Source organism: Pseudomonas sp. TE12234 (genome assembly GCF_054061835.1).
In genome coordinates this window covers 622,474-635,171 of record NZ_JBSSEP010000001.1, presented here as the reverse complement: position 1 = coordinate 635,171, position 12,698 = coordinate 622,474, and the positions used below count along the sequence as shown (strand labels likewise).

Genomic DNA, 12,698 nt, shown 5'->3' with positions numbered 1-12,698 from the left:
GATTGCAAGGCGCCGTGGTAGAGCTGTCTCCAAAACGCCATCCAACCGCAACCCATAAGTGCGGTGGTCCCAGTCGGAACACTGCCAAAAAAAACACCAAGGAGTCCATCCATGAAAGGTTCCCCGTCGTTGTTGTTGGCCGCCATGCTTAGTCTGCCGCTCCTGGCGCAAGCCGCCGAGCCGGCACAATGCAGTACCGTAAACTTCTCCGATGTCGGTTGGACCGATATCACCGCAACAACCGCCACCACCAGCGTCGTACTCGATGCCCTGGGCTACAAGACCAAGACCACAATGATTTCCGTGCCGGTGACCTACAAGTCCCTGGCCGACGGCAAGAACATGGATGTTTTCCTGGGGAACTGGATGCCGACCATGGAAAACGACATCAAGGCCTACCGCGATGCCGGCACCGTGGATACCGTGCGCACCAACCTCAAAGGCGCCAAATACACCCTGGCGGTACCACAGGCCCTGTATGACAAAGGCCTGCATGATTTCGCCGACATCGCCAAGTTCAAGAAAGAGCTCGACGGCAAGATTTACGGGATCGAGCCGGGTAATGACGGTAACCGTCTGATCCAGAGTATGATCGACAAGAACGCCTTCGGCCTCAAAGACGCCGGTTTCAAAGTGGTCGAATCCAGTGAAGCCGGCATGCTATCGCAGGTCGACCGCGCGCAGAAACGCGACACCGCCGTGGTGTTCCTCGGCTGGGCTCCTCACCCGATGAACAAGCGTTTCAAAATCCAATACCTCACCGGCGGCGACGATTATTTCGGCCCGGATTTCGGTGCAGCAACCGTCCTGACCAATACCCGCAAGGGGTACACCCAGGAATGCAGCAACGTGGGTCAGTTGCTGAAGAATCTGGAGTTCACTGTCGACATGGAAAGCACCCTCATGGGCAACATCCTGGACGACAAGATGAAGCCTGAAGCGGCCGCCAAGGCCTGGCTGAAAAAGAATCCACAGGTGCTCGATACCTGGCTCGCTGGCGTGACCACCATTGACGGTAAACCAGGCCTGGAGGCCGTGAAAGCCAAGCTCGCGCAGTAATCGCTTACGCCGGGCGGGCTAGCCCGCCCGGGCTGTTTATTTCCTTGCATGCGGACGTTCACTACCATGCTGATTGATCAGAAAATCCCCTTAGGCCAGTACATCGCGGGCTTCGTTGAATGGCTGACGAAACACGGCGCCAGCACCTTCGACGCAATCGCCGTGACACTGGAAACGATGATCCACGGCGTGACATTTGCGCTGACCTGGTTCAACCCGCTGGCATTGATCGGCCTGATTGCACTACTGGCACACTTCATCCAGCGCAAATGGGGCCTTACCGTATTCGTCATCGCCTCCTTTCTGCTGATCCTCAATCTGGGGTACTGGCAGGAAACCATGGAAACCCTCGCCCAGGTGATGTTCGCCACCCTGGTCTGCGTGGTCATCGGCGTCCCTCTGGGTATCGTCGCCGCGCACAAACCGATGTTCTACACGCTGATGCGTCCGGTACTCGATCTGATGCAGACCGTACCGACCTTCGTGTACCTCATTCCTACCCTGACCCTCTTCGGTCTGGGTGTGGTCCCGGGTCTGATTTCGACGGTGGTGTTCGCGATTGCCGCGCCCATCCGCCTGACCTACCTGGGTATCCGCGATGTTCCGGAAGAATTGATGGACGCCGGCAAGGCCTTTGGCTGCTCGCGACGTCAACTGCTCTCGCGAATCGAATTGCCCCACGCCATGCCAAGCATCGCGGCCGGTATCACCCAGTGCATCATGCTGTCGTTGTCGATGGTGGTGATCGCGGCACTGGTGGGCGCCGATGGCCTGGGCAAACCGGTGGTCAACGCACTGAATACCGCTGATATCGCCCTGGGCTTCGAAGCCGGCCTGGCGATCGTACTGCTGGCGATCATGCTCGACCGTATCTGCAAACAACCCGAAGCCAAAGTAGGGGGTGACGCATGAGCATTATTCGCTTCGATAACGTCGACGTTATCTTCTCCAAGGATCCACGCGAGGCACTCAAGCTGCTGGATCAAGGCATGACCCGCAACGAGATCCTGAAAAAGACCGGGCAGATCGTGGGGGTCGAAAAGGCCAGCCTGGACATCGAAAAAGGTGAAATCTGCGTACTGATGGGCCTGTCCGGCTCCGGCAAGTCCAGTCTGTTGCGCTGCATCAACGGCCTCAACACCGTCAGCCGCGGCAAGCTGTTCGTCGAGCATGAAGGCAAGCAGATCGACATTGCGTCCTGTACCCCGGCGGAACTGAAAATGATGCGCACCAAGCGCATCGCGATGGTGTTCCAGAAGTTCGCCCTGATGCCTTGGCTGACGGTGCGCGAGAACATCAGCTTCGGCCTCGAAATGCAGGGTCGTCCCGAGAAGGAACGACGCAAGCTGGTGGACGAAAAGCTTGAGCTGGTGGGCCTGACCCAGTGGCGCAACAAGAAACCCAACGAGCTGTCCGGTGGCATGCAACAACGCGTGGGCCTGGCCCGCGCCCTGGCGATGGACGCCGACATTCTGCTGATGGACGAACCGTTCTCGGCCCTCGACCCGCTGATCCGCCAAGGCCTGCAGGACGAACTGCTGGAACTGCAACGCAAGCTGAGCAAAACCATCGTGTTCGTGAGCCACGACCTCGATGAAGCCCTGAAGCTCGGTAGCCGTATCGCGATCATGAAAGACGGCCGGATCATCCAGTACAGCGTGCCGGAAGAGATCGTGCTGAACCCGGCGGATGACTACGTGCGGACCTTCGTGGCCCACACCAACCCGCTGAACGTACTGTGCGGTCGCAGCCTGATGCGCACCCTGGACAACTGCAAGCGCATCAACGGTTCGGTGTGCCTCGATCCGGGCGGCGACTCCTGGCTGGACCTGGCCGAAGGCAACACCATCAAGGGTGCACGCCAGAACGGCTCGGTGCTGGACCTGCAGAACTGGGTACCGGGTCAGGCGGTTGAAGGGTTGGGTCGTCGACCAACGCTGGTGGATTCGAACATCGGCATGCGCGATGCGCTGCAGATTCGTTATCAGACCGGCAACAAACTGGTGCTGCACGACAACAACCATGTGGTCGGGATTCTCGGCGACAGCGAGCTGTACCACGCGCTGCTCGGCAAGAACCTGGGATAAGGCAACAGACACAAAAACGCCGCGAGAGAATCGCGGCGTTTTTGTTGGTGCACATAAAAGACTTGGAATACTGACACCACAATGATTCTGCAGTCCATCTGACTGCACTGCAAAACCTCAAGCCTTAGCTATACACCCGGCCAAGGAGCTGCCGATGGCTTTCAAACTGGTCGAGCACGTCACGGGTGATCTGATCCTGGGTGAAGCCCATCAAGTCGTAGTCCTGGCTGCCGTTGTGCAGGTACACCTCGGCACGGTAGTAACGCTGACGCGATTCATCGGACTGAGCCGACTCGGTTGGCGTGGCCAGGTAGCCGTCCAGGCTCACTTCGTAGACAAACGGGTTGCCCTCTTCCATCTCCACCCGCACGCCCATGCAACGCTTGGACTTGCCCAGCAGCGTCTGCACTTGCAGGCCCTGGGCACGCATTTGCGCCGTCGCATCCTGCAACGCCGGACTCACATGCTTGTCCATGAAACGCTGCACGACAGACTGGCTCGGTTGCAGGTCCAGTTGCGTCAAACGCTCGCTGAAACCACGACGACCACGCGCCGCCAGCTCGGCTTGTTCCTGTTCGATCTGCACGTCCTGGCGCATGGCCTTGTGCAAGCCGAACATGAAGAACACCAGCACCACCGAGAACGGCAGGCCGGCCAGCACCACCATGGTTTGCATGGCCTCGAAGTTACCGGCAAACAGCAGACCGATGGTCACCAGGGTGATCACCACCGACCAGAAGATCCGCAACCAGTGCGGGGCGTCTTCGTCGACGTTACCGCCCTTGCACGAAAGGTTGGCCATCATCACCGCGCCGGAATCCGCCGGGGTCAGGAACAACACGAAACCGACAAAGATCGACACGCCGATCACGACTTTCGACGCCGGGTAATGCTCCAGCAACTGGTAGATAGCCATGGACGGCTGTTCCAGCGCCGTCTTGCCGAGCTCCACCGCACCGTGGTTCATCACCAGGTCCAGCGCCGAGTTACCGAAAATCGACAGCCACGCCAGGGTGAAACCCAACGGAATCAGCAGTACGCCGGCCACCATCTCACGCACCGTGCGACCACGGGAGATACGCGCGACGAACATGCCCACGAATGGTGCCCAGGAAATCCACCAGGCCCAGTAGAACAGGGTCCACAGGCCCAGCCAGCGGTCGGACTTCTCTGTGTCGCCTTCGTACACATAGAGGTCGAAGGTTTTCAGCACCACGCCGTTCAGGTAATCACCGACGTTCTGCACAAAACCATTGAGCAAGTGCAGGGTCGGGCCGAACAGCAGCACGAAAATCAGCAGGCCGCTGAACAGCACGATGTTCAGGTTGGACAGGCGACGGATGCCGTTTTCCACGCCCGACACCGCAGCAATGGTCGCCACCGTGCTCATCACGATGATCACGATCAGCAGGTTGGTGTTGCTGTGTTCCATGCCGAACAGGTTTTCAAGGCCCGACGACACCTGCAGCGAACCAATCCCCAGGTTGGTCACCAGACCCAACAGGGTCACGAACATGCCAAAGCCGTCCACCGCATGACCGGCCGCACCCTTGACCCAACGCTCGCCCACCAGCGGATACAACGCCGAACGCAACGCCAGTGGCTGGTTATGCCGATAGGCAAAGTACGCCACGGCCAGGCCGACCAGCGCATAGATCGCCCAGCCGTGCAGGCCCCAGTGCAGGAACGTCAGCTGAACCGCCTGACGCGCGGCGAGGTTGCTGCCCGCCACGCCTTCCGGCGGGTTGAAATAGTGGTCCAGCGGTTCGGAAGCGCCGAAGTACAACAGCGAAATGCCGATGCCCGACGAGAACAGCATCCCCGCCCAGGCGCCGTAGCTGAAGTCCGGGGTGTCGTCCTTGCTGCCGAGCTTGAGCTTGCCGTAGGACGAAAACGCCAGGCCAACGACAAAAATCAGGTAGGCGGCGATCACCACCATGTAGTACCAGCCGAAGCTGCGGGACAACCAGGCCTGCGCCGTACCGAGCATTCTGCCGGCCTCTTGCGGGGCGATGATCAGAATGGCGGTCAACAACAGAATCAACGCGGTAGAGGTGTAGAACACCCAACCGTTGACCGTCACCTTCTCGGGTGGGGTCTTTATTAGCGAGGCAGAACTCATGGCACAGATGCTCCGGGCAGTGCGAGAGAAGAACGCAAGGCAGTGTGTTACCCGACCAATCGGTTAGTGGGCAGCCGACCAGTGGGTGATATAAAGACACGCCGAAAAAGCCCGAAGCCCTGCAGACGCCAGCGCGTACAGGATTCGAGCGTTTTCGGATGTCGGTTTGACGCCATTTACATGTAGGAAAAATCTGTAAGCAGCGACGAATTGTCGCAGATCTTATTCTTTGTTGATTGAACGTTCAATCAAAACAAAATAGACTGGCCTCAGTCCGGTGGTCGTTCTTCGCCCGCCGGAAGGCCTAAGGAGATGTGCAAGATGCCCAAGGTCGGTATGCAACCCATCCGCCGCCAGCAGTTGATCGAAGCCACTTTGCAGGCTGTCGATCAGGTCGGTATGGGGGACGCCAGCATTGCGCTGATCGCCCGTTTGGCCGGTGTCTCGAATGGCATCATCAGTCACTACTTTCAGGACAAGAACGGCCTGATCGCCGCCACGATGCGGTATCTGATGAGCGTCCTGAGCGAGAACGTCACCCTGCGCCGCCAAGCGCTGGCAGATGACAGCCCCCGGGCACATCTGCAGGTGATCATCGAAGGCAACTTCGACGCCAGCCAGGTCAATGGCCCGGCAATGAAAACCTGGCTGGCCTTCTGGGCCACCAGCATGCACCAGCCGTCTTTGCACAGGTTGCAGCGGATCAACGATCACCGTCTGTATTCCAACCTGTGCTGCCAGTTCCGCCGTGTGTTGCCGCTCGATCAAGCGCGCAGCGCCGCCCGTGGCCTGGCAGCCCTCATTGACGGGTTGTGGTTGCGCGGCGCGTTGTCGGGAGACGCTTTCGACACCGAGCAGGCGCAACAGATCGCTTACGAATACATGGATATCCAATTGGCCAAGCAGGTGAGTTAGAGCACACATAACCGCTCGACCCCTGAACCGCCACCGACCAGCGACGCCAAGGCTCCACGGCACGCCCGGTGGTTAACGCCAACCACTTATGCTCTTGCGAGGACTATATGGCCCGTTTCGAACTGCAAAAACTCTACATCGATGGCGCGTACTCCGACGCCAGCAGCGACGCCACTTTCGAAGCCATCAACCCGGCTAACGGTGAAGTCCTCGCAACCGTACAGCGCGCAACCAAGGAAGACGTCGAGCGCGCCGTAGTCAGCGCTGAAAAGGGTCAGAAAATCTGGGCGGCAATGACCGCGATGGAGCGTTCGCGCATCCTGCGTCGCGCCGTGGAAATCCTGCGTGAGCGCAATGACGAGCTGGCCGCCCTGGAAACCCTGGACACCGGCAAGGCATATTCCGAAACCCGTTACGTCGACATCGTCACCGGCGCTGACGTGCTGGAGTACTACGCCGGCCTGGTGCCTGCCATCGAAGGCGAGCAGATCCCGCTGCGCACCACTTCGTTCGTCTACACCCGTCGCGAGCCGCTGGGCGTGGTGGCCGGTATCGGCGCGTGGAACTACCCGATTCAGATCGCCCTGTGGAAATCCGCGCCAGCCCTGGCGGCCGGTAACGCGATGATCTTCAAGCCAAGCGAAGTCACGTCCCTGACGACCCTGAAACTGGCCGAGATCTACACCGAGGCAGGCGTTCCGGCTGGCGTATTCAACGTCCTGACCGGCAGCGGCCGCGAAGTCGGCACCTGGCTGACCGAGCACCCACGCATCGAAAAAGTTTCGTTCACCGGCGGCACCGACACCGGCAAGAAAGTCATGGCCAGCGCTTCGAGCTCTTCGCTCAAGGACGTGACCATGGAGCTGGGCGGCAAATCCCCGCTGATCATCTGCGACGACGCCGACCTCGATCGCGCCGCCGACACCGCGATGATGGCCAACTTCTACAGCTCCGGTCAGGTCTGCACCAACGGTACTCGCGTATTCGTGCCGAGCCACCTCAAAGCCGCCTTCGAAGCCAAGATCGTTGAGCGCGTTGCGCGCATTCGCGTCGGCAATCCGCAAGACGAAAACACCAACTTCGGCCCGCTGGTCAGCTTCGCCCACATGGAAAGCGTGCTGGGCTACATCGCCAAGGGCAAGGAAGAAGGTGCCCGCCTGCTGTGCGGCGGCGAGCGTCTGACCGACGGCGAATTCGCCAAGGGCGCGTTCGTCGCGCCGACCGTATTCACTGACTGCACCGACGACATGACCATCGTCCGTGAAGAAATCTTTGGCCCGGTGATGGCGATCCTCACCTACGAAACCGAAGAAGAAGTGATCCGTCGCGCCAACGACACCGACTTCGGCCTGGCCGCCGGCATCGTCACCCGCGACCTGAACCGCGCCCACCGCGTGATTCATCAACTGGAAGCCGGTATCTGCTGGATCAACGCCTGGGGCGAATCCGACGCCAAGATGCCGGTTGGCGGCTACAAGCAGTCGGGTGTGGGTCGTGAGAACGGCATCAGCTCGCTGAACAACTTCACCCGCATCAAATCGGTACAGGTCGAGCTGGGCGATTACGTCTCGGTGTTCTAAGACCCGAGTCCTGAACTGCTCGCGAGGGCCTCTTCGCGAGCAGGCTCGCTCCCACAAGAGCACATGCAATCCCCCTGTGGGAGCGAGCCTGCTCGCGAATCGAGTGCGCAGCACTCGCCTGGGCCCGACCTGACCACTAACAAAGAGGGTGCATTCAATGTCCCAAGAATTCGATTACATCATCATCGGTGCCGGCTCGGCCGGTAACACCCTGGCGACCCGTCTGACTGAAGACGAAGGCGTCACCGTCCTGCTGCTCGAAGCGGGCGGCCCGGACTACCGTTCCGACTTCCGCACGCAGATGCCGGCCGCCCTGGCGTTCCCGCTGCAAGGCCGTCGCTACAACTGGGCCTACGAAACCGATCCGGAACCCTACATGGACGGTCGTCGCATGGAGTGCGGGCGCGGCAAGGGCCTGGGCGGTTCTTCGCTGATCAACGGCATGTGCTACATCCGCGGCAACGCCATGGACTACGACGGCTGGGCCAAACTGCCAGGTCTGGAAGACTGGACCTACCTGGACTGCCTGCCGTATTTCCGCAAAGCCGAAACCCGCGACATCGGCCCCAACGATTACCACGGTGGCGACGGCCCGGTCAGCGTGACCACGCCCAAAGCCGGCAACAACCCGCTGTTCCACGCCATGGTTGAAGCCGGCGTGCAGGCCGGTTACCCGCGCACCGAAGACTTGAACGGCTACCAGCAGGAAGGTTTCGGCCCGATGGACCGTACCGTGACGCCGAAAGGTCGTCGCGCCAGTACCGCGCGCGGCTACCTGGACATCGCCAAGAAGCGTTCGACCCTGACCATCGTCACCCACGCCCTGACCGACAAGATCCTGTTCGAAGGCAAGCGTGCGGTCGGCGTGCGTTACCTGGTCGGCGCCGCCGAAGAGCGCGTCGAGGTCAAGGCACGCAAGGAAGTGCTGCTGTGCTCCGGCGCCATCGCCTCGCCGCAGATCCTGCAACGCTCCGGTGTCGGCCCGGCCGCACTGCTGAAAAAGCTCGATATTCCGGTGGTCCACGACCTGCCGGGCGTCGGTGAAAACCTGCAGGACCACCTGGAGCTGTACCTGCAATACGCGTGCACCCAACCGGTCTCGCTGTACCCGTCGCTGCTGTGGTGGAACCAGCCGGCCATTGGTGCCGAATGGCTGTTCAACGGCACCGGCATCGGCGCCAGCAACCAGTTCGAAGCCGGCGGTTTCATCCGCACCCGTCCGGAATTCGAGTGGCCGAACATCCAGTACCACTTCCTGCCGGTAGCGATTAACTACAACGGCAGCAACGGTGTGAAAGAGCACGGCTTCCAGGCGCACATGGGCTCCATGCGTTCGCCGAGCCGTGGTCGCATCCAGGCCAAGTCCAAGGACCCACGCCAGCACCCGAGCATCCTGTTCAACTACATGGCCACCGAGCAGGACTGGCAGGAATTCCGCGACGGCATCCGCCTGACCCGCGAAATCATGCAACAGCCTGCACTGGACGCCTTCCGTGGCCGCGAAATCAGCCCCGGCATCGAGGTGCAAACCGACGAGCAACTGGACAAGTTCATCCGCGAGCACGCCGAAACCGCGTTCCACCCATCCTGCTCGTGCAAGATGGGCACCGACGAGATGGCCGTGGTCGATGGCGAAGGTCGCGTGCATGGCCTGCAGGGCCTGCGTGTGGTCGATGCTTCGATCATGCCGATCATCACCACCGGCAACCTCAACGCGCCAACGATCATGATCGCCGAGAAAATCGCCGACAAAATCCGTGGTCGCAAACCGCTGCCACGCAGCAAGGCTGCCTACTACGTGGCCGGCGATGCGCCGGTCAAGGGCAAGCCGCTGCGTGAAGTAGGCCAGACTGCATAAGGCGTAGAACTGCGCCGCTCCCATCGCGGGCAAGCCCGCTCCCACAAGGTCATGCGTCGATTTTGAAATCACGCGAATCGTGAGGGAGCGGGCTTGCCCGCGATGAGGCCGGGCAAACCAGTACATATTTTCCTGCCAGACACAGCAATCCCCTCCCGCACCGCTCCAACCTTGATCCTACCCCCCGCACGGGCCTACTCTAGCGCCACGCAAACGTTTCACCCTCCCCTCGCAACATCGATGCTCCACACCAAGGAGGTTCCCGAATGTTCGATTTACATCCCCAGCTCAAGCAGCGTTTTGCTGCCTTGCGCACGGGCGCTGAATTCTTTTCCCTGCGTTATGTGCGCGAGTCCGGCCAGTACCTGTCGGTGCGCAAGAACGTCGCCGAACCGCCGAGCCTGAGCCGTGACGAAGGCGCGATGCTGACGGTGCGGGTCAGCGGTGTCGAAGCCTATGCCGCCACCAACGACCTGTCGCAACAGGGCCTGCAAGCCGCCCTCGAACGTGCCGAACAGCAAGCTCGCCGCCTCAAGCCCCACGCCTTGCTGGACCTGCGCGAACATGCCGTGTCGAGTGCTTGCGCCGATTACTTTTCGCCGAACCTCGACCAGCCGTTCCCGTCCCTGAGCGACTGCTACCAGTTGCTCGACGACGAGTCCGCCGCCGTGCCCAGGGACGAGCGCCTGGTGAACTGGCAGGTGAGCATCGGCATCACCCACGTTGAGCAGATCTACCTCAACAGTGCCGGCGCCGAATTGCGTCAGGCTCAACGCTTCGTCTACCCCGGCCTCGACGTCACCGCCTACGACGGCAACGACAGCCAGACCCGCAGCCTCGGCCGCGAGAACTTCGGCCAACAAGGTGGCGCCGACGTCATCAGCCGTTGCGGCCTGGTCGGTGCCGGGCCGACCGTCGCCGACCAGGCGCTGCAATTGCTGCTGGCGCCGAACACGCCCCAAGGCCCGCGCGATCTGCTGCTGATGCCTGACCAGATGATGCTGCAGATCCATGAATCCATCGGCCACCCGCTGGAGCTGGATCGCATTCTCGGTGACGAACGCAATTACGCGGGCACCAGCTTCGTCAAAGCCGAAGACTTCGGCCGCCTGCAATACGGCTCGAAGCTGCTCAACGTGACCTTCGATCCAGACATCCCCGAACAGCTCGCCAGTTACGGCCATGACGACGATGGCAGCGCCGCCAGCAAACAGTTCCTCATTCGCGAAGGCTTGCTGCTGCGGCCATTGGGTGGCGCGTTGTCGCAATTCCGCGCCGGCCTGGAAGGCGTCGCCAACAGCCGCGCCTGCGGCTGGAACCGCCCGCCGATCGACCGCATGGCCAACCTCAACATCGAGCCTGGCGATCAGCCGCTGGAGCAACTGGTTGGCAACATTGAGCACGGCATCTTGATGAGCACCAACCGCTCGTGGTCCATCGACGATGCCCGCAACAAGTTCCAGTTCGGCTGCGAATGGGGCCAGTTGATTGAAAACGGCGAACTCAAGGGCGTGGTGAAAAACCCGAATTACCGGGCGATTTCCGCGCAGTTCTGGAAGAGCCTCAACGCTGTCGGCGATGCCAGCACCTTCAAGGTGCTCGGCACCCCCAACTGCGGCAAGGGCGAACCGAATCAGGTGATCCGCGTCGGCCATGCCTCGCCGGCCTGTGTGTTCAGCCATGTGGATGTGTTCGGAGGAGACGCCTGATGAGCCCATCGAAAACCCAGGCCGAGTCGTTCAAGGCATTGGTCGCCGGTTTGCGTGAAGCCCTGCGCGAACCGGAACAGTTCACCCTCAGTTATGCCGCCGAGTCGTCGGCTTTCGTCCGTTTCAACCACGCCAAGGTGCGCCAGTCCGGTCAGGTGCAGCAGGCGAGCATCGGTTTGAAATTGATCAACGAGGGTCGTCATGCGGATTTGCACATCACCCTGGCTGGCGACCCCGACGTCGACTTGCAGCGTCTGTCCGAAGGCCTGCAACAGCTGCGGGAAACCTTGCCGCTGCTGCCGCAGGATCCGTATCTGTTGCTGAACTACAACAGCTGGCAGAGCAAGAACGTGCAGGAGCATCCGCTGCCGGACACCGAGCAAGTGGTCGCTGAAATCGCTCATGCCGCGCAAGGCCTGGATCTGGTCGGTTTCTATGCCGCCGGTCCCATCAGCCGTGGCTTTGCCAGCTCCTCCGGCGCCTTCGGCTGGCATCAGGCCAACAGTTTCAATTTCGATTTCAGCCTGTTTCATGAAAACGGCCAGGCGGTGAAAGCCAGCTACGCCGGGCACGACTGGAGCAGCGAAGGCTTCGCCAGGCGCTTCCGGCAGGCCCGCGAGCAGCTTGAGTTCCTGGGCCGCCCCTTGCGCACCTTGGCGCCGGGTCAGTACCGCGCCTACCTTGCGCCAGCCGCATTGGAAGAGATCATGAGCATGCTGTGCTGGGGCGGTTTTTCGGCGCAGTCGATTGCCAGCAAAAACAGCCCGCTGCAGAAGCTCTACGGGGGCGACCAGGCGTTCAGCCCGCTGGTCTCGCTGGACGAAAAGGTCAGCGGCTCGTTGAGCCCGGCGTTCTCCGACGAAGGCTATCCGCGCAGTGATCTCAAGTTGATTGTCGAGGGCAAGGCCGGGGCGCAATTGGTGGGCTCTCGCAGTGCCGCCGAATATGGCCTGACCGCCAACGGCGCCAGCGGCGGCGAATCACCCAGTGCCTTGAACATGAAGGGCGGCGTGCTGCCTGAATCGGAAATCCTCAAGGAGCTGGGCACCGGCTTGTACATCAGCAACCTGTGGTACCTGAACTACTCGGACCAACCGGCGGCGCGCCTGACCGGCATGACCCGGTTTGCGACGTTCTGGGTCGAAAACGGCGAGATTCAGGCACCGGTCAGCACCATGCGTTTCGACGACAGCGCCTTCAGCCTGCTCGGTTCGCAGTTGGAAGCGTTGACCCAGGAACGCGAGATGCTGTTATCGGCCAGTACCTACAGCCAGCGGGCCACGGCTTCGGCGTTGTTGCCGGGAGCGCTGGTCAGCAAACTTACACTGACGTTGTAAACACAAAACCCTGTGGCGAGGGGGCTTGCCC

At 61.0% G+C, this 12,698-nt stretch carries 9 protein-coding genes; 8 read left to right on the top strand and 1 reads right to left on the bottom strand.

What is annotated here, in order from left to right; genetic code table 11:
• Positions 1–111 precede the first annotated feature (111 nt).
• From ACVWYU_RS02975 to choV, 3 genes are all read left to right on the top strand, one after another.
• The gene (locus ACVWYU_RS02975; RefSeq protein WP_090325885.1) at positions 112–1,059 is read left to right on the top strand and encodes a choline ABC transporter substrate-binding protein; all 948 of its coding nucleotides are present in this window, start codon (positions 112–114) and stop codon (positions 1,057–1,059) included.
• A 66-nt stretch (positions 1,060–1,125) separates the two neighbouring features.
• Positions 1,126–1,971 carry a choline ABC transporter permease subunit gene (gene choW, locus ACVWYU_RS02970; RefSeq protein ID WP_090325888.1) on the top strand — a complete coding sequence of 282 codons (846 nt, stop codon included), beginning with the start codon at positions 1,126–1,128 and terminating at the stop codon, positions 1,969–1,971.
• A complete protein-coding gene (gene choV, locus ACVWYU_RS02965; RefSeq protein WP_090325891.1) occupies positions 1,968–3,146 on the top strand; it encodes a choline ABC transporter ATP-binding protein in 1,179 nt (392 codons plus the stop codon). The genes choW and choV overlap by 4 nt, the downstream gene beginning before the upstream one ends.
• Before the next feature lie 124 nt (positions 3,147–3,270).
• Here the strand turns inward: choV and ACVWYU_RS02960 are convergent, their stop codons facing one another.
• Positions 3,271–5,211, bottom strand: coding sequence for a BCCT family transporter (locus ACVWYU_RS02960; RefSeq protein WP_245706755.1), 1,941 nt, complete (start codon positions 5,209–5,211; stop codon positions 3,271–3,273).
• A gap of 378 nt (positions 5,212–5,589) precedes the next feature.
• Here ACVWYU_RS02960 and betI point away from each other — a divergent pair, with 378 nt between their 5' ends.
• The 5 genes from betI to ACVWYU_RS02935 all read left to right on the top strand — a co-directional run bounded on the left by betI (position 5,590) and on the right by ACVWYU_RS02935 (position 12,667).
• Positions 5,590–6,183 (top strand): transcriptional regulator BetI, encoded by a 594-nt coding sequence (gene betI / locus ACVWYU_RS02955; RefSeq protein ID WP_090325896.1) that lies wholly within the window; start codon positions 5,590–5,592, stop codon positions 6,181–6,183.
• A gap of 107 nt (positions 6,184–6,290) precedes the next feature.
• Entirely contained in the window at positions 6,291–7,763 is a 1,473-nt protein-coding gene (betB, locus tag ACVWYU_RS02950; protein ID WP_090325899.1) for a betaine-aldehyde dehydrogenase, read from the top strand.
• Between the two features lie 157 nt (positions 7,764–7,920).
• Positions 7,921–9,621 carry a choline dehydrogenase gene (gene betA / locus ACVWYU_RS02945; protein ID WP_457371856.1) on the top strand — a complete coding sequence of 567 codons (1,701 nt, stop codon included), beginning with the start codon at positions 7,921–7,923 and terminating at the stop codon, positions 9,619–9,621.
• Between the two features lie 266 nt (positions 9,622–9,887).
• Positions 9,888–11,330 (top strand): TldD/PmbA family protein, encoded by a 1,443-nt coding sequence (locus ACVWYU_RS02940; RefSeq protein WP_457371855.1) that lies wholly within the window; start codon positions 9,888–9,890, stop codon positions 11,328–11,330.
• Positions 11,330–12,667: a TldD/PmbA family protein gene (locus ACVWYU_RS02935; protein WP_390957485.1), complete on the top strand. Its 1,338-nt coding sequence runs from the start codon at positions 11,330–11,332 to the stop codon at positions 12,665–12,667. Before ACVWYU_RS02940 ends, ACVWYU_RS02935 begins: the two co-directional genes overlap by 1 nt.
• Positions 12,668–12,698 lie beyond the last annotated feature (31 nt).